General features: G+C 41.9%; 16 protein-coding genes, 1 tRNA gene, 1 pseudogene and 1 other annotated feature. Of the genes and pseudogenes, 3 read left to right on the top strand and 15 right to left on the bottom strand.

What is annotated here, in order from left to right; genetic code table 11:
• Nucleotides 1-3: 3 nt before the first annotated feature.
• A pseudogene (locus FGK98_RS03585) lies at nt 4-153 on the top strand (NADP-specific glutamate dehydrogenase); the annotation flags it as partial.
• A gap of 96 nt (nt 154-249) precedes the next feature.
• On the opposite strand, the gene FGK98_RS03580 reads toward FGK98_RS03585, so the two are convergent.
• The 11 genes from FGK98_RS03580 to FGK98_RS03525 all read right to left on the bottom strand — a co-directional run bounded on the left by FGK98_RS03580 (nt 250) and on the right by FGK98_RS03525 (nt 10,255).
• Nucleotides 250-894 carry a TetR/AcrR family transcriptional regulator gene (locus FGK98_RS03580; RefSeq protein WP_138100053.1) on the bottom strand — a complete coding sequence of 215 codons (645 nt, stop codon included), beginning with the start codon at nt 892-894 and terminating at the stop codon, nt 250-252.
• A gap of 16 nt (nt 895-910) precedes the next feature.
• The gene (locus FGK98_RS03575) at nt 911-1,915 is read right to left on the bottom strand and encodes an NADP-dependent oxidoreductase (protein WP_138100052.1); all 1,005 of its coding nucleotides are present in this window, start codon (nt 1,913-1,915) and stop codon (nt 911-913) included.
• Nucleotides 1,916-2,175: 260 nt separating this feature from the next.
• A complete protein-coding gene (locus FGK98_RS03570; protein ID WP_138100051.1) occupies nt 2,176-2,544 on the bottom strand; it encodes an EXLDI protein in 369 nt (122 codons plus the stop codon).
• A 64-nt stretch (nt 2,545-2,608) separates the two neighbouring features.
• Complete coding sequence (locus tag FGK98_RS03565) at nt 2,609-3,511, bottom strand: DUF2268 domain-containing protein (protein ID WP_138100050.1); 903 nt, start codon at nt 3,509-3,511, stop codon at nt 2,609-2,611.
• A 231-nt stretch (nt 3,512-3,742) separates the two neighbouring features.
• Nucleotides 3,743-4,111 carry a 50S ribosomal protein L7/L12 gene (gene rplL / locus FGK98_RS03560; RefSeq protein WP_138100049.1) on the bottom strand — a complete coding sequence of 123 codons (369 nt, stop codon included), beginning with the start codon at nt 4,109-4,111 and terminating at the stop codon, nt 3,743-3,745.
• A 75-nt stretch (nt 4,112-4,186) separates the two neighbouring features.
• On the bottom strand, nt 4,187-4,687 hold the full coding sequence (gene rplJ, locus FGK98_RS03555; protein ID WP_070567620.1) for a 50S ribosomal protein L10: 501 nt from the start codon (nt 4,685-4,687) through the stop codon (nt 4,187-4,189).
• 38 nt (nt 4,688-4,725) lie between these two features.
• Nucleotides 4,726-4,861, bottom strand: a sequence feature (ribosomal protein L10 leader region).
• A gap of 127 nt (nt 4,862-4,988) precedes the next feature.
• Complete coding sequence (locus FGK98_RS03545; RefSeq protein WP_138100048.1) at nt 4,989-6,155, bottom strand: ATP-grasp domain-containing protein; 1,167 nt, start codon at nt 6,153-6,155, stop codon at nt 4,989-4,991.
• 12 nt (nt 6,156-6,167) lie between these two features.
• Nucleotides 6,168-6,908, bottom strand: coding sequence for an esterase family protein (locus FGK98_RS03540; RefSeq protein WP_138100047.1), 741 nt, complete (start codon nt 6,906-6,908; stop codon nt 6,168-6,170).
• A 20-nt stretch (nt 6,909-6,928) separates the two neighbouring features.
• Nucleotides 6,929-7,753 (bottom strand): alpha/beta hydrolase, encoded by an 825-nt coding sequence (locus tag FGK98_RS03535; protein WP_138100046.1) that lies wholly within the window; start codon nt 7,751-7,753, stop codon nt 6,929-6,931.
• 136 nt (nt 7,754-7,889) lie between these two features.
• A complete protein-coding gene (thiI, locus tag FGK98_RS03530) occupies nt 7,890-9,104 on the bottom strand; it encodes a tRNA uracil 4-sulfurtransferase ThiI (protein ID WP_138100045.1) in 1,215 nt (404 codons plus the stop codon).
• An 8-nt stretch (nt 9,105-9,112) separates the two neighbouring features.
• A complete protein-coding gene (locus tag FGK98_RS03525; RefSeq protein WP_138100044.1) occupies nt 9,113-10,255 on the bottom strand; it encodes a cysteine desulfurase family protein in 1,143 nt (380 codons plus the stop codon).
• Nucleotides 10,256-10,392: 137 nt separating this feature from the next.
• Between FGK98_RS03525 and FGK98_RS03520 the strand changes: the two genes are divergently transcribed.
• Nucleotides 10,393-10,821, top strand: a complete 429-nt coding sequence (locus tag FGK98_RS03520; protein WP_138100043.1) for a DUF6556 family protein — start codon at nt 10,393-10,395, stop codon at nt 10,819-10,821.
• Nucleotides 10,822-10,864: 43 nt separating this feature from the next.
• On the opposite strand, the gene FGK98_RS03515 is transcribed toward FGK98_RS03520, so the two are convergent.
• The 4 genes from FGK98_RS03515 to FGK98_RS03500 form a co-directional block, all read right to left on the bottom strand.
• Nucleotides 10,865-13,171, bottom strand: a complete 2,307-nt coding sequence (locus tag FGK98_RS03515; RefSeq protein WP_138100042.1) for a DNA translocase FtsK — start codon at nt 13,169-13,171, stop codon at nt 10,865-10,867.
• A gap of 86 nt (nt 13,172-13,257) precedes the next feature.
• Nucleotides 13,258-15,210, bottom strand: a complete 1,953-nt coding sequence (locus FGK98_RS03510; RefSeq protein WP_138100041.1) for a fructose-specific PTS transporter subunit EIIC — start codon at nt 15,208-15,210, stop codon at nt 13,258-13,260.
• On the bottom strand, nt 15,207-16,118 hold the full coding sequence (pfkB, locus tag FGK98_RS03505; protein ID WP_138100040.1) for a 1-phosphofructokinase: 912 nt from the start codon (nt 16,116-16,118) through the stop codon (nt 15,207-15,209). Before pfkB ends, FGK98_RS03510 begins: the two co-directional genes overlap by 4 nt.
• Nucleotides 16,115-16,855 carry a DeoR/GlpR family DNA-binding transcription regulator gene (locus FGK98_RS03500; protein WP_138100039.1) on the bottom strand — a complete coding sequence of 247 codons (741 nt, stop codon included), beginning with the start codon at nt 16,853-16,855 and terminating at the stop codon, nt 16,115-16,117. Before FGK98_RS03500 ends, pfkB begins: the two co-directional genes overlap by 4 nt.
• A gap of 162 nt (nt 16,856-17,017) precedes the next feature.
• Here FGK98_RS03500 and FGK98_RS03495 point away from each other — a divergent pair.
• Nucleotides 17,018-17,105, top strand: a tRNA-Ser gene (locus tag FGK98_RS03495).
• Nucleotides 17,106-17,110 lie beyond the last annotated feature (5 nt).

Raw genomic sequence — 17,110 nt, 5'->3', positions numbered from 1 at the left:
TATGGTCGACTCAAGAGCATCATGACCAATATCTTTAATACAGCTAAAACAACTGCTGAAACATACGGTCTTGGTACAGACTACCTTGCAGGAGTCAATATCGTCGCCTTTGAAAATGTAGCCAATGCTATGATTGCTCAAGGTATTGTTTAAGATTCATTTGCTTAATCCTCAATCGCTATGATTGGGGATTTTTATGTTGGCTTCAAAAAAGCTCACTATTTAAAATAGTAAGCTTAAAATTAAGATTTATTTTACCTCTACTAAAGCAAAAGACAGGCATTCAACTATTTCATTTACTGCTTCATCTATGTCTAGGTCCTCATTATCATTCAACATCATTGGAAGAGCATAAGAAAGACTCAAAGCTAAAATATAGCGAACGATTCTTTCGTTTGACCAATCTCGGATAACACCTTTTTCTTTAAACTGATTCAGAACTGGACTAATTGGCTTAATGATAGAGTGAACAATAACATTCCCTAACTGGTCAGAAATCGTCCCATCAATAAAAGAACGGTTCAAGAGAATTTTAACTTGCATTTGATTCTCCTGAATGAAAACTAGTCTATCTCGAACTATGCTTCTTAAAAACACTGGAAAAGACTCTTGGTTTGCTGTAAATTTCTTCTCAGAAAAATCAGCAATCACATCTGGAATAACATGTTCGAGAAAAGTTGATAGAATAGCTTCTAAGATGCCTTCCTTGGTTTTAAAGTAACTAAAAACTGTTCCTTCTGAAACTCCTGCCTCCTTAGCAATAAGACTGGCTGTTGTATTTTCAAAACCAATTTCTGAAAATAACTTTAAACTTGATAACAGTACTCGACGTTGTTTTAAACTCAAATTGCTATTTTCTAATGTCTGGGCATACTTTTGTTCTAAACTTTCCATCACTAGCACCTCCCTGCTACCCTCTTACTTTTACGACTTTCTTACCTCGAGTGTGTCCCAATTTTAGACTACGGTATGCTTCTCTAACTGACTTTAGAGAAAAGTTATAAACCTGATCAATATTCAGCAGAACATTCCCATCTGAGACCATTTCCGCTAGAACTTTAAAGTCATCATATGTGGAATGTCTCGGACCAGTAAACTGGGCTCCTCTAATCATAACATATGGTGAAGGTACTAGAGTGGCAATAGCCGTACCCTTCAATCCCAAACTGAAAGCCAATTTAACATAATCACTTCCATAGCAATCCAAGAATTTTGTAATCGGCTTTGAACATGCTGATAGAAGATCATTCTGGATGTTCTCTTCGTAAGCTACTGGTATAGCACCTAAGGACTTCAGATAATCTGAATTTTTCTTACTTGCAATTCCAATAACTGTCGCTCCTTTAGAAACCGCATACTGTACTGCGATACTTCCAATACCTCCTGCCGCTGCTGAAATAACTACAACATCTTTAGAGTTTAGCTCAATCTTTCTAAAAGCACCTCCCACAGTTAAAGAGGCTACACCCATAGTAGCGGCGTGGTTCATATCAATCATCTCTGGTTTCAATACAATTTCCGATTCATTGACACAAATTTCTGTTGCCAAAGCTCCCCGCTTGGTCCCCAATCCAGGGTCACTGATCATTGTTCCAAAAACCTTATCGCCTACTGCAAACCGACTTATTTCTTCACCAATTTCTGTGATAACTCCAGCAAAATCCCGACCAACACCTCTTGGAAAAAGAGATGATTTTGACTCAAACCAACGACTTGGCTTCCTTAGTTTCGTCATGAAAGATAGAAAACGAAGTGGCTTTGCACCCTCAAAAGTCTTATAATCAATAGGATTCAAACCAACTGCATGAACTTCTATCCTAACTTGATTCACTTTCAAAGAATCAGATTTAATGTTCACTAAATCTAACACTTCTTCATCACCGAAACGACTATACTGTATTTCTTGAACAACCATTTCATGAACTCCTTTGTTTATTACAAATTGAGTGAGCACTCAATCATTTTTCTTAATTGTACGCTTATTCTTCATAGATGTCGACTATACTGTTACCACAACTTCTAACTAAGTGAGCTGTTCATAATAAAAATGGATCTAATTTCAGTATCTTGATAAGTTAAAAAATACTGCTGGTTCAATAGCTCTATATTTCCTCATGAAAGATTATTAAACTATAACTCAAAGAAATCCGACTGCTTATAAAAGCAACCGGATTTTTATATATCTAATTTTTCAAAAAACTTGCCTGCTAACTGTTTTTCTTTTAGCTTCTCCAGCAGCTCGTTCTCTAGAAAAGGACACAGCTCGTCAAAAGCTTGACAAACCTTAAAGACAGTTTCTCTGTCCAACTGGTCATAAGCTAGTTCGTAATAGTCCTTATTATGATGCCAGTTCTGGTCATAGTTGACATCTTTCCGTTGATAGTAAACGATGTTTTGCTTCGGAGTCAGGTAAATCTTCTGTGTTAGAATACTTTTCTGATCTTTGGACAGCGTGCTGCGGCTAAAAATTCTAACACCTTGAAAAATCTTGCGCTCATGAATTCCTTGATCTGTCACCTTCAATTCAATTCTTTTATAGTGCATATAGTCACCTCCAGAAATTACCTACATTATATCAGGTTTTGGCAGATTTTCAAGCAAAAATGTATCATTGCCAAAAGTCTTCAGTCGCCTCTAAAATCTCTTCTGTTGGTGTTACTGTGGCCTCAATAATGCTCTTGCCTGTCCTTTTCAGATAAGCTTGTATCAGATGATAGCCATAAGCATAGCCCGCAGCATAAGGCATACCAACCGGTATCTGACCTTGAAGCTCTGCAATTTCATCACCGTAGAGATAAGGAGCCATTTCTGCCATCCCTGTTAGCTGAAGCTGACTTGAGATGATGGGCTTAATCTCCTCTAATTGCTCTGGACTGGTTGAAGTAACCCAAGGTCCGATGAGCTCCTTGCCATAGAGTTCAGCAGCAAAAGACTCTGCCAATCCTTCACTGACTACCCAGTCTGCTAGTGTCGTCTGCTGGTTCCATTTGATAAATTGGAAGCGGACATTGTGGTTGCACTCGTGAGCCAGTGCCGCTTGAATACGTGGTAAAGTATAGTCATTAGGCAGTATGCTTAACATGAGATAACCTGGAATTCCGCCATCTCCACTGTAACCCTTATTGAGTTGTAACATTGGTTTTTCAGGGTTTCCTAATAAAACAGTGAAATGATAATCCTCAACCTCTAAGTCATAACCAGCTTGTTCAAAGAGACCAAGACTTCTCTTGATGGTATCCTGACAGTCTTTCCAAAACTGATCTGAACTGAGGGCATCAATAGCTGGTCTATCCTTTTCTGAGAGAGTTGCGGGCAACTGATTCATAAAACCAAGTAGAAACAGAGCATCAAATCCTCCAGGATACTTCGCCTTCAAAGGAATGTGTTGAGTTTGGTATTTGGAAGCAAAAGGCGCTAACAATTTAGCTCGAAAACAGCCTTCCCTTTTTTCAAAGGGTAATTCGAGCAACTCCTGATAAACTTTATCTGAACGAATGATATTGATGTGCATAGTAATCTCCTTTTCTAATTTTTACCAGTATACACCCTCCTCTAAGGTCAGAGTCAAGAAGAAGATTGAATTTCTATCAAGATTCTAGTAACTGTTAGAAAAAAAGACACCCTAGAACTTTCGTATCAGACTATAATTTAGAGGTAGATTTAGCATTCTAAACAGAAAAAACCGCTACTCCTAAGAATAGCGGTTTATTCATGTTTTTAAGCTACTAATGTAGTTGCTCTATTATTTAAGAGTAACTGAAGCTCCAGCTTCTTCCAATTTAGCTTTGATTTCTTCAGCTTCTGCTGCTGCAACGCCTTCTTTGATGACACCTGGTGCACCATCAACAAGTTCTTTAGCTTCTTTAAGTCCAAGACCAGTGATTTCACGCACAACTTTGATAACGCCGACTTTCTTGTCACCAGCTGCAGTCAATTCAACGTCAAATGAATCTTTAGCAGCAGCAGCTTCACCAGCACCAGCAGCAGCTACAGCTACAGGAGCAGCTGCAGTTACACCAAATTCTTCTTCGATAGCTTTTACAAGGTCGTTCAATTCAAGGATTGAAGCTTCTTTAATTTCAGCAATAATGTTTTCAATGTTCAATGCCATTGTTATTTCCTCCAAATAAGTTTTAAATTTTATAATAGTTTTTTTCGTAGCTAGGCTACGCTGCGTAGCTTAAGATTAAGCTGCGTCTTCTTTGCTTTCTGCAACCGCTTTGACTGCAAGAGCAACGTTGCGCACTGGCGCTTGAAGTACAGAAAGGAGCATAGAAAGAAGTCCCTCGCGGTTTGGAAGAGTTGCAAGAGCAACGATTTCTTCTTTAGATGCGACAGCGCCTTCGATTGCACCACCTTTGATTTCAAGTGCTTCAGCGTTTTTAGCAAAATCGTTCAAGATTTTCGCTGGTGCGATAACATCTTCGTTAGAAAATGCTACTGCAGATGGTCCAACAAATACTGATGCAAGATCTTCAAGACCAGCTTTTTCAGCTGCACGACGTAAGATTGAGTTTTTAATAACTTTATACTCAACTTCGCTTCCACGAAGCTCACGACGAAGAACTGTATCTTGCTCAACTGTCAAACCACGAGCGTCTACAACGACGATAGATGCAGCAGCTTTCATTTTTTCAGCTACTACGTCAACTAGTTCCGCTTTTTTAGCAATAATTGCTTCACTCATTAGTGTGTTCACCTCCGTAATTATTTTGCTTGGGGAATTTTTCCAAAAGAAAAACGCGCCCAAACCTAGACACGAAAGTACAATACGCTTCTTTTTACATGATACGTTTTGTCCTCGGTAGGATACTTATGAGTCGAGCTCCCCTACTGTCTTAGGCAGTTTTTTCAAACCGTATATAAGTATAGCATAGACAAAAAAAGAATGCAAGATTTTTGCAGACTTTTTTTGATTTTTTTAGAAATATTTTTAACCTATCTTTAAGAAAAGGACAAAAGAAGTCAAACTCCTTTCATCCTTTTCATTAGTCTTGACGTTGACCAAAGTCTGCAATCATCTGCTCCATCTCTTGACGACTTGGAGTTGTCAGCATATAAAGGTAATCCCCTTGTAGCTCTGCAAAAGCTGCTGGCATGATTTTTTTGACCTTGAATTGTTGGCTATACTTGGCAAGCAAGTCTTCTTCTGAATAAACATAGTTAGCATTAGCACGACGTGATGTAGCTAAACAGTATTGAGGTTCAAACTCTGATGCTGGGAACTCTTCACCTGCGACAATCGCCGCATAACCTCGGTAGAGATCCAAGGAGTGAGCGAAGTTATAAACATCAATGGTAAAGCCACCTGCAGGGCGGTTATTGTACTCAATGGCGATGTAATCATCCCCTTCACGGAAGAACTCGATATGGAAAAAGCGTTCTCTCATTCCAAATTCCTTGACAATGGCTTCACCATACTTGCGCAGTTTAGGATCTATATCCTTGAGGACATAGTAGGAATTGTCCATCTTATAAATCATTAGATCAAGTGGTGTATGGGCGTAGTCAAAGGTTGTTGAGAAGACAATCTTTCCATCCTTGTCCACTAGTCCATCAAAGGTACAGATTTCGCTGGAAGTGACAAATTTCTCAAAGAAATAAACGGTAGAATGGTCCCATTCAGCCTTGAAGTGATTTACATCGTCTTCTGTCTCAAGCTTAAAGGTTGCTGCCGCTCCCACTCCGTTATCAGGTTTGGCAATCATTGGTAGACCAATCGTCTCAACTGCTCTATCCACATCTGCTTCCGTATGGATAACAGCTCCAGGTACCACAGGGACGCCTGCTTTTTTGAAAAGTTTCTTCATCTCAGACTTAAACTTGGTCTTTTTGAGATCCTCTGGTTTGGCACCAAAAATATTGAATTGTTCTCTTAGGGTTGCGTCTAGTTCAAGCCAGTATTCATTGTGCGACTCGATGCGGTCGATAGGGCCATGCTTGTAGAAAAGAAAGGCAACTGCGCGTTTAACTTCATCTATATTCTCAAGATTGTCTACACGGAAATACTCGGTCAGGCTATTGCGCAGAGGCTCATCCAGTTGCTCGTAGGGTTCTTGACCAATTCCCAAGACTGTGATGCCTTTACTAGCAAGTTCAATAGTAAACTGTTGAAAGTTTTGTGGATAGTAGGGAGAGATAACAAGGTAATTCATAGGCAACTCCTTTTATAGATACAGGTGTCCAAGAAAATAGGGCATTTGTTTCCGCCACCATTCCCAATCATGGGCGACATCATGTCCCCATTCCGCAAACCAGGCTGGAATTTGTTTCTGATCAAAGGCTTCTTTGAGCTTGTAGAAGGATGGCAGACCATCTTGTTCCCAGGCACCGAGACCCGTACAAACGACAATCTCCGTCTGACGGTAACGATCGATAAACCAGCCGTCATTCTGATTCCAAATATAATCTACTGGCGAGTTTTGGTAAATGGCTTCGTCATTGTAGTAATCTCCAACGAAGAAACGCGCGTCGTAAACACCACTGAGAGCAATCACCTTGGTAAAGACATCTGGATGCTGGAGAAAGAAATTAAGTGCATGGTAGGCCCCCATCGAACAACCCGTCGTCATCATACCATCAAACCAACCTGTCTTATGCTTGATAAAAGGAATCGCCTCCTCAATCACATAGCGTTCGTAGGCGCGGTGCATCTCTGCCTGGTCATGAGCATTTTTCCAAGTAGCCAGCCAGCTCTCACTGTCCACACTGGATAGGGTAAAGAACTGAACACGACCTTCTTCTATAAAGGAAGCACAGGCATCAATCATGCCAAAATCGTAGTATTCATTGTGACTGCCACCAGATGAAGCAAAAACAACAACTGGAATCCCAGCATGTCCATAACGGTTTAGGTACATTTCACGGTTGAGATTGCCACTCCAGTGGCTGAGGTTTTCAATATGCATTGGCTTTCTCCTTTCCTAACTTACCATTTCTCTGCAAAAAATCGGAGACAGTCTGGTAAATTTTCCGACCAAGGGATTTCACTATGGATGGCACCAGACTGAACTTTCAAGACAAGATTATCCAAGTGTACTCCACCTGCAATCAAATCATGATAATAACGAAGCGACGAGTCAATATAGGCTTGCTTGATATTGCCAGCCATCAAGGTCTTGTCCGTATCATCCGCTTCTTCCGTTCCAACATAGATAAAAATGCGTTGTTCAGGCGATAGTTTCTTACGCTCGATGTAACGGTTAAAGGCTTCTTGGTGAAGCCAGTTGGCAGATGAAAAGACACCTAGACAACCAATTCGGTCTTGGTATTCTAGTCCGATAAACTGGGTAATATTGCCCCCTAATGAAGAACCAATCATAGCCGTATGTTGCCGATCAGCTTTGGTACGGTAGGTCTCATCGATAAAAGGCTTGACCACTTCCATGACAAACTCAGCATACTCCACGCCCTTACCACCAAACTGCTGGCCTGGAATGGGAGACTCTTGGAACTTCCAAGCCGCGTACTCATGCATCCGCCCCAAACCATCATTGTCGATGGCTACAACAATCATGCGGCTGATGTCAGGGTTCCGCTTAATGGCTGGAATAATCTTCCATGAGTGTCCGATATAGGATTCCTTGCTGTAAAAGACATTTTGCCCATCATGAAAATAAACAACAGGATAAAAACGGTCTGTGTCTTTCTCGTAGTCCTTAGGCAGAAGAACACGCACACGACGCTCCTTTCCTGTATAAGGAACCTTGAGTTTGTGTTCTTTCATTTTTAAGTAAAAGTAGGAATGATTCATTGTCAGAAAACTCTCTATATTCAAAATTTTATCTCATTATACCATAAAAATAGAAAAAAAGTCAGTAATTGTCCATTTTAAGGATAAATAACTAACTTTTTTCATTTACTATTCTAAATTCTTCTGGTTTTTCTGATTAAAGGAGATTGTCAATCAAGTCATCCACTTCATCTTTTTCGGCTTGAGGTGTAATCTCAGTAATCATGATACCAGCCACTGCACGCTCAACCAAACCTTCAACATCCATCCGTTTTTCATACTGTTCAGCATTCTTAATTTTAGGATTGGTCTTAGGACGATCAGGCGCAAAAATAGTACAGCAGTCCTCAAAAGGCTGAATAGAAATTTCAAAGGTATCAATTTCCTGAGCGATGTCAATGATTTCCAACTTGTCCATAGTAACAACTGGACGGATAATTGGTGTATTGGTCACAGCGTTGATAGCCTGCATGCTCTCCAAGGTTTGGCTTGCTACTTGGCCAAGGCTTTCTCCATTGATAATGACCAGACCCTTTCTCACTTCACGAATACGGTCGGTAATCCGCATCATAAACCGACGCGTCAAGGTCATGAGGTAGGCTTCTGGCGCCTTAGCCTTGATTTCTTCTTGAATCTCAGTGAAAGGCACTTCGATAAATTGGATATTGCCACCAAACTTGGTCAATTTGCGTGTCAAATCTTGGGCTTTCTTGAGGGCACCAGGACTAGTATATGGTGGACTAGCAAAGTGAACCGCCTCAATATCTACCCCACGCTTGAGAGCCAAATAGCCCGCTACTGGTGAGTCAATCCCCCCTGACAACATGAGCATCCCCTTACCAGAAGTACCCACAGGCAAACCACCTGCTCCACGAATAGTTTCATAAGAAAGATAAGCCGCTTCCTCACGAATCTCCACCTGAAGATTGATATCAGGATTTTTCATTTGAACTTGGACATTTGGAATTGCCTCAAATACAGCTCCACCAAGTGTTTGGTTGAGTTCACGACTATCGAGCTCAAAGTTGTGATCGCTACGCTTACTAGAAATCTTAAAGGTCATGCCTTCCTTGTAGATATCTGTCATAATCTCTTGGACAGAAGACTTCAGAACTTCCACAGATTTTTCAACCTTATATACTGGAGAAAAATTCTGAATCCCGAAGACTTGTTTGAGAGATTCTGCAACTGCTGTGTAGTCGGCTCCATTGAGGTAAACGTGGGCACGGTCGCGATCGGCAGTTACCTTAACTTGGGGATAGATGGACAAAACGCCCGAAATATTATTGCGAAGTTTATTGATGAAACGCATACGGTTTTTGCCCTTAGTTGACAACTCTCCGTAGCGAATCATAATTTCTGAATACTGCATGAATGCTCCTATCTTACTTTTCTAGTTTGATTGTAAATTAATTTTAGCTTGGTCAAAAACTGCTCAACCTGACTCATATCATTTTCAAGGTCTAGGCTAAGACGCACAGCTGACTGGGCCTTATCCTTGTCCACTCCCATGGCAATCAAGGTTCCCGCAGGTTTTCCAGCCTTAGATGAACAAGCAGAGGTTGTGGAGATGAAAATATCATAGTCTTCAAATGCGTGAACAATGACTTCACCACGAACACCCTTGATTCCAAAAGTCAGGATATGAGGGGCAAAGTCTTCCTCATCTGAAAAGACAAAAATATCTGGATAGTCCAAAAGCGCTTGGCGAATGACTGATTTCATCTGCCCTGCCTTGCTAGTAAAGAGATCTAACTTTTCCATAGCCAAACGGAGAGCCTTGGCTGTCGCGGAAATTCCTGCTACATTTTCAGTTGTCGAACGATAGTCTCCCTCTTGACCACCACCAGTTAAAAGAGGCGTAATCTTCTTTCCAGACTTGATATAGACAAAGCCAACACCTCTGACACCGTGGAACTTATGACTCGAGAAGGTCGCGAAATCCACTCGTTCTGACAGATACTTTTCAGTCGGAATTTTAGCAAGTGCTTGAACTGCATCCACATGGAAGGAAATAGTTGGTTTATCAGCTAAAAGTTCTGAAATAGCTTGAATAGGCTGGATAGAGCCGATTTCATTGTTAACTGCCATGACCGAAACGAGGATCGTATCTGATCGAATCAAACTTGCTAGAGCCTTGACATCTACAAATCCTTTCTCATCAACTGGGGCAATATCCACCTCAAAACCTTGACTTTTTAGCCAGAGGGCTGACTCCTTGACTGCTGGATGCTCAATAGCTGATACGATGATGTGCTTGCCAAACTGGGCTTTTTCAAAGGCCACACCCTTGATGACCCAGTTATCCCCTTCTGTTCCGCCAGAGGTAAAGAAGATTTCATCACTTTTCTTGCCAATCAAATCTGCAATTTGCTGCCGGGAAGCATCTAAAATTCGTGTCGCCTGGTCTCCCAAACGATGGAGACTGGATGGATTTCCTACAATTTTTGAAGCGACCTGCATATAGGTCTCAAGTGCTTCAGGATAAGGCTTGGTCGTTGCCGAATTATCAAAGTAGATCATGTTTTCTCACGCTTTCTAAAATCACTCCCTCTATTGTATCACGAAAAGAGACCTGCGACAAGAAAGGGAAGTTGCTCTTTTTTTAAGATTTTTTTAAAGAAATGAGGTATAATAAATCATAATCAAAGGAGAGTATCATGTCTAACTATCGTAGAACTTCTAATAAATCAAAAACAGAACACATTAAAAAAGGATTCACTGTCTTTCAAAAAACGATTGCTACCATCGGTAGTATCCTTGGTCTGATCACCGCTACTATCACCATCATGAACGCCATGGATAATAATAAAAACAACAAAAAAGAACCGACGACAACTCAAACAACTGTTGTCAAAGAAATCCAAAAGGAATCTCCTCAGGAGAACACTACTCCAAACAAGAACGACACATCCACCAAAGAAAATACCCCGCAAGAAGAAACTTCTCAATCCAACAAGAAAGAGGAGAAAAAAGAAGAGCAGAAAACAACAACTCAGGACTCTTCTACACCTGCTACAAATAAAGAAACAAGCGATAGCGGTACACAGTCAAATACGACGAGTTCAGAAAATAAAACGAACCAGTAGTCACTAAAATAGCTTCCTTCCAAACTTGGAAAGAAGCTATTTTTTATTGTTGCAATACTTTTCGCGGTTTGGTTCCTTCAGCTGGACCGATAACACCTGCCATCTCAAGTTCTTCCATCAGGCGGGTCGCACGGTTAAATCCAACTGACAAACGACGTTGAATCATGGAAGCACTGGCTTTCTGCGTCTCAATAACCAGAGCCTTGGCTTCCTCAAAGAGCGGATCGCCACCAGCTTCACCATCTGAAAATTCTCCTTCATTTTCAGAAACCTCACCTGGGTCAAAACTCTCATCATAGTCCGCATCAGCCTGAGCCTTGATAAAGTTTACGATGCGTTCGACATCATCATCCGAGATAAAGGATCCTTGCAGACGGACTGGGTGATTTTCATCAATTGGTTTAAAGAGCATATCTCCTCGACCAAGCAGTTTTTCTGCCCCATTTTCATCCAAGATGGTTCGTGAATCAGTACCTGATGAAACTGCAAAAGCTACACGAGATGGGACATTGGCCTTGATGAGACCAGAGATGACATCAACGGATGGGCGTTGCGTTGCGAGAATCATATGAATCCCTGCAGCACGCGCCTTCTGTCCAAGACGAATGATGGCATCTTCCACTTCTTTGCTGGCCACCATCATGAGGTCAGCCAACTCGTCTACAATGACAACAATCAAAGGCAGCGGTACTTGTTTGTACTCGGATTGGCTATTAAATTCCTCGACCTTAGCATTGTAACCAGCGATATTTCGCACACCAACCTTAGCAAAGAGTTCATAACGGTTTTCCATCTCATCCACAACCTTTTGCAGAGCCTTGCTGGCCTTGCGCGGATTGGTTACGACTGGAATCAAGAGGTGAGGAATGTCGTTGTAAACGGATAACTCAACCATCTTTGGATCCACCATCATAAACTTGACCTGGTCTGGTCTCGCCTTCATGAGAATGCTGGCGATAATACCGTTAACTGCGACTGACTTCCCTGATCCCGTTGAACCTGCAACAAGTAAGTGGGGCATTTTGGAAAGGTCAAAGGTGCGAGCAGTTCCATTGACAGCCTTACCTAGAGGTATTTCAAGGAGATTTTCTGGTTTAGTCTGAGACTGTTCCCAGAGCTCACGGAAGGAAACGGTCGCAATTTCAGAGTTAGGAACCTCAATCCCGACTAAGGATTTACCAGGAATAGGAGCCTCAATCCGAACATCCTTGGCTGCTAGAGCTAGCGCTAAGTCGTCTGCCAAATTGGAAATGCGGTTAACCCGTACACCAACTGCTGGTTTGACTTCATATTTTGTAACAGATGGGCCGATTTCAGCCCGTTCAACCGTTACCTTGATCCCAAAGCTAGCAAAGGTTTCTTCTAGGATTTTGATATTTTCTCGAACAATCTTCTTTTCCTTGGACTGATCTTTGGGTTTATCTGGCGCAAAAAGCTGCAAGCTTGGGAGTTTGTACTCAAGGGTTTCCTTGGTAGAAAAATCGACCTGTACCTCCTCATCCTCAAAGTCTTCTTCCACATCTGGAACTTCAAAGCCAGCTTGAGGGAGGATAATCTCCGGTTCAATCCATTCTTCCTCAGGAATTGGTGAGAGATCGTAGTCTGGTACTTCTGGTAAGATTTCTCCAGTTTCAGGATCTACAGGAGGAAGCGGTAATGCATCCTGTTCTTCTTGTTCTCGCTGAATTCTGGCTGCTTCTTCAGCTTCTTGACGAGCCTTCTCTTCTTCTCTCTTGATGAAGCGTTCCTGTTTTCTCTGTTCCTGTTTTTCCATGAAAGATCTGAACTGCGCTCCAATAAAGGTTGCAACATCGTAAATAGACCAAGGACTAACCAAGAGTGCCCCAACTAGAATCAAAAGAACTCCAATAAAGTACGATCCGATATTTGAGAAAAGAAAGGCAATGGGGATATAAAGTCCAACACCAAGCAGGCCTCCACCAGCAAAGCTCGTCACCCGCATACCAGTCAGGTCCGTCATAACTTGAGCCAAGGTTCCTTTTAAAACTGACTGCTCCAAGCCATATTTCCATACCAAGTAGGCCTCAAAAATCAAGAGCAAGCCAGCAAAGATACAAAGAAATCCTGACAGAAGCCCCTCCTTCTTGCGTATCCATTTAAAAAGAAAAAGATAGATGAGGAGGGCACCAATGGCCACATAGGCCAAACTTCCGACCACCAGTCGAATGAGATTATAAAGAGTAATACCCGCCGCACCAAGTTTGAGGGCTGCAATAATCAACAATAAGGCAATTCCTAAGGAAATCAGCATCCTCTGGATAGCCTGTTTTCTTTCAAGTTCTGCTTTAGACGGTCTCCGTCTTGTTTTTGTAGTATTCTTGTTTGCCATTCTTCTATTATACCATATTTTACAGCCATTTCGAACAGAGAAAAAGATTGCACCAAAGGGTACAATCTTTCTATTTTGATACTTTTTTATGCTTGTGGTTTGCGTAAGTAACCATAAACCACACCACTTACGATTGCACCAATCAAGACAAAGACTAGGTAAAGAAGGGCATTTGAAGTAAGGGCAATTACGAAGATTCCTCCGTGTGGCGCCATGAGTTTGATACCAGCAAGACCAACGAGTCCGCCTGCCACCGCAGAACCAAGGATGAAGCTTGGGATCGCACGAGCTGGGTCAGCGGCACCAAATGGAATCGCTCCCTCGGTGATAAATGACAAGCCCATGATGATGTTTGTCAAACCAGAGTTGCGTTCTTCTTTGGTAAATTTATCTTTGAAAAGAAGAGTTGCGACGAAGATGGCAAGTGGTGGAACCATTCCTCCAGCCATAACTGCCGCCATAGCTACAGAACCACCTGAAGAAACAGTCGCTGCAAGCGTACCTGTACCAAAGACATAGGCAGCTTTGTTGACTGGTCCACCCATATCAACAGCCATCATTCCACCAAGAACGATACCAAGAAGGACAGCTGAACCTCCTCCAAGACCGCCTAGGAAGTCATTCATAGCAGTGTTGATTGCTGCCATTGGGATGTTAACAGCTAGCATGACAAATCCAGTCAAGATTGTTCCAAGAAGTGGCAAGAGAAGGATTGATTTAGCACCTTCAAGTGAACGAGGAACTTTAACGTATTTCTTGATAGCAAGAACCAAGGCTCCTGCGATAAATCCACCAACAAGGGCACCTAGGAAACCAGATGAGACACCTGCAAGAGTTGAAGTTGCTTCACCACCTGCAGCATAAGGGATTTTACCAAAGGCAAAACCTTCTTTGGCAATAGCACCTGCCACGAAACCTGCTACCAAACCTGGTTTTTCAGCGATAGAGTAGGCTACATAACCTGCAAAGACTGGGAGCATCAAGCCAAAGGCAGCGCCACCAATTTTCATGAACATAGAAGCTAGTTCATGGTAGGATCCGAGATTGCCAAGATTTTCATTTGGAACACCCAAAGCTCCGTCGATCAAGAAAGCAAGGGCAATCATGATACCACCACCGATAACGAATGGCAACATTTGTGATACACCACTCATCAAGTGTTTGTAGAAGGCACCACCAAGGCTTTGTTTTTCATTAGATGCTGTTGCAGCTTTTGCTCCATTAGCAGCACGATAAACTTCAGCATCTCCTGAAAGAGCCAAGTTAATCAACTCTTCTGTCTTACGGATACCGTCTGCAACTGGACGATTGATCAATGGTTTGCCATCGAAACGATCCATCTCAACAGCCTTGTCTGCTGCGATGATAACAGCTTTAGCCTTGCGAATGTCCTCTGCAGTCAATTGATTCCCAACACCGCTGGCACCGTTGGTTTCTACCTTAATTCCAACACCCATTTCAGCAGCCACTTTTTGAAGGGCTTCTTGGGCCATGTAAGTGTGGGCGATACCTGTTGTACAAGCTGTAACAGCTACGATAAAGTCGCCAGATTCATTGGCAGGTGTTTGAACAGGCTCCTCAGCTTTTTCTGAAGCTTGGTCAAAGAGTTCAATAACTTGATCTGCAGATGTTACTTGACGAAGTTTGTCAGCAAAACCATCTTTCATCAAGTATTGAGACAATTCTGCCAAGGCTGCTAAGTGAGTATCATTGGCACCTTCTGGAGCAGCAATCATGAAGAAGAGGTCAGTTGCTTGCCCATCCAAGCTTTCGTAGTCAACACCCTTGTTTGACTTAGCAAAGAGAACTGTCGCTTCTTTGACAGCAGAGTTTTTACTGTGAGGCATAGCAATTCCGTCACCCAAACCAGTGGAAGTTAGAGCTTCACGCGCTAAGATTCCTTCTTTAAAGGTTTCAAAATCCGTCACATAACCGTGATCTACCAAGCTATGAATCATCTCTTCGATAGCTGCTGTTTTTTCAGTCGCCTGCAAATCCAGCAACATGACATCTTTTCTCAATAGGTCTTGAATTTTCATCGTTTTTCTACCTCAACTTTTTCATAAGTTTCTTTTATAAATGCTGCAGTTGCCAAGTCATCAGAGAAAGTAGTTGCTGTCCCACAAGCCACTCCCCATTTGAAGGCCTCTACTGCGTCTTTTGATTTGACAAATTCACCGGTAAATCCAGCAACCATAGAGTCACCAGCACCAACTGAATTTTTGACTGTTCCCTTGATAGGTTTTGCGAAGTAAGCTCCTTCAGATGTGACAAGAAGGGCACCATCGCCAGCCATAGAGATGATAACGTTTTGAGCACCTTTAGCCAGCAATTCTCGAGCATATTTCTCGATTTCATCTAAACTTTCGAGTTTCACTCCAAAGATAGCTCCAAGTTCGTGATTGTTTGGTTTAACCAAAAGTGGCTGGTAGTCTAAACTATCAATCAGGGTCTGTCCTTCAAAGTCACAAACCACTTGCGCACCAGTCTGGCGTGTCAAAGCAATCAAATCCTTATAGATAACATTGCCTAGGTTCTTAGCACTCGAACCCGCAAACACAACCGTATCTTCTGCTGTCAAACTTGCTAAAATCGATTTTAACTCTTCTAGCTGAGCCGGTTCGACGGTTGGACCCGTTCCGTTGATTTCTGTTTCTTGGTCTGCTTTGATTTTAACATTGATGCGCGTATCTTCTGCCACTTGAACAAATCGAGTTTCGATTTCTTCCTCTGCTAGAGTATCTGTGATAAATTTACCAGTAAAACCTCCGATAAATCCAGTCGCTGTATTTGGAATATTCAAGCGTTTCAAAACACGGCTAACATTGATTCCTTTCCCACCAGCAAACTTATCATCACTGTCCATACGATTGACACTACCGACTTGAACTTGGTCCAAGCGCACGATATAGTCAATGGATGGATTGAGTGTGACTGTATAAATCATACTTCTATTACCTCCGTTTTCTTCTTAATAGCCTGCAAGAGCTCATGCCCTTGACTTGTGATGACAATAGCGCGTTTGAGAGGTGCTACCTTGGCAAAGCAAGTTTGACCAATCTTTGACGAATCAACCAAGACATAGGTTTGTTTGGCATTCTCTAAAATAGCACGCTTAACGGCTCCCTCCTCCATATCAGGAGTCGTATAATAGCCATCATCTACACCATTCATCCCGATAAAGGCACGGTCAAAGTGCAATTGATTGATTTGGTTAAGAGCAACACCACCGATACATGCATCTGTTGCCATTTTGACACTTCCTCCAACCATGACTGTTGGAATCTGCTTTTCAACCAACTGAGCCGCATGGTGAATGGAGTTGGTCACAACTGTGATATTCTTATCAACCAATTCCTTGATTAAAAAAGCAGTTGTTGTGCCAGCATCGATAAAGATAACATCTTTCTCCTTGATGAGAGAGGCCGCCTTCTGAGCTAGCAACTTCTTCTCTTGAAGGTTTTTGACAGATTTTTCTTGGATGGTTTCTTCTTCCTGCAAGGAGTGAGGTAATTCTGCTCCACCATGCACACGGCGAAGCTTGTTTTCTGCCTCCAACTCATCCAAATCTCTTCGTACTGTCGATTCTGATGTTTCTAATAGACTAACCAATTTTTCTAGGGAAACTACATGATGTTGATTTAACTCCTCTAAAATCAGTTGCTTCCGCTCAGTTTTTAACACCAAACCACCTCCTGTTATCGTTTACACTAATTATTCTAGCACAATTTCCGGCAAAGTCAAGCATTTTTTATCATTTTCTTTCAAATTCTATCATTTTTTCTTATTTCCAAAATTTTTATTGCAAGATAAGTGGCTTTATGGTAGACTATTTGAGTAAGTATTGGAAGATTACTCAAGAGGCTTAAGAGGCCGTGTTGGAAACGCGGTAGGCGTGTAACAGCGTGCGTGGGTTCGAATCCCATGTCTTCCGTAGAA

It is taken from the genome of Streptococcus australis (genome assembly GCF_901543175.1).
GTDB lineage: Bacteria > Bacillota > Bacilli > Lactobacillales > Streptococcaceae > Streptococcus > Streptococcus australis_A.
Note: the sequence above shows the minus strand (reverse complement) of the source record. Positions and strands in the feature narration are given on the sequence as shown.

Bases quoted from the DNA above. Each gene is read 5' to 3' on its own strand.
- FGK98_RS03525 (WP_138100044.1), bottom strand. From the start codon at position 10,255: ATGATCTACTTTGATAATTCGGCAACGACCAAGCCTTATCCTGAAGCA.
- FGK98_RS03565 (WP_138100050.1), bottom strand. From the start codon at position 3,511: ATGCACATCAATATCATTCGTTCAGATAAAGTTTATCAGGAGTTGCTC.
- rplJ (WP_070567620.1), bottom strand. From the start codon at position 4,687: ATGAGTGAAGCAATTATTGCTAAAAAAGCGGAACTAGTTGACGTAGTA.
- FGK98_RS03540 (WP_138100047.1), bottom strand. From the start codon at position 6,908: ATGCATATTGAAAACCTCAGCCACTGGAGTGGCAATCTCAACCGTGAA.
- FGK98_RS03580 (WP_138100053.1), bottom strand. From the start codon at position 894: ATGGAAAGTTTAGAACAAAAGTATGCCCAGACATTAGAAAATAGCAAT.
- thiI (WP_138100045.1), bottom strand. From the start codon at position 9,104: ATGCAGTATTCAGAAATTATGATTCGCTACGGAGAGTTGTCAACTAAG.
- FGK98_RS03520 (WP_138100043.1), top strand. From the start codon at position 10,393: ATGTCTAACTATCGTAGAACTTCTAATAAATCAAAAACAGAACACATT.
- rplL (WP_138100049.1), bottom strand. From the start codon at position 4,111: ATGGCATTGAACATTGAAAACATTATTGCTGAAATTAAAGAAGCTTCA.
- FGK98_RS03510 (WP_138100041.1), bottom strand. From the start codon at position 15,210: ATGAAAATTCAAGACCTATTGAGAAAAGATGTCATGTTGCTGGATTTG.
- FGK98_RS03515 (WP_138100042.1), bottom strand. From the start codon at position 13,171: ATGGCAAACAAGAATACTACAAAAACAAGACGGAGACCGTCTAAAGCA.
- FGK98_RS03535 (WP_138100046.1), bottom strand. From the start codon at position 7,753: ATGAATCATTCCTACTTTTACTTAAAAATGAAAGAACACAAACTCAAG.
- FGK98_RS03575 (WP_138100052.1), bottom strand. From the start codon at position 1,915: ATGGTTGTTCAAGAAATACAGTATAGTCGTTTCGGTGATGAAGAAGTG.
- FGK98_RS03545 (WP_138100048.1), bottom strand. From the start codon at position 6,155: ATGAATTACCTTGTTATCTCTCCCTACTATCCACAAAACTTTCAACAG.
- FGK98_RS03570 (WP_138100051.1), bottom strand. From the start codon at position 2,544: ATGCACTATAAAAGAATTGAATTGAAGGTGACAGATCAAGGAATTCAT.
- pfkB (WP_138100040.1), bottom strand. From the start codon at position 16,118: ATGATTTATACAGTCACACTCAATCCATCCATTGACTATATCGTGCGC.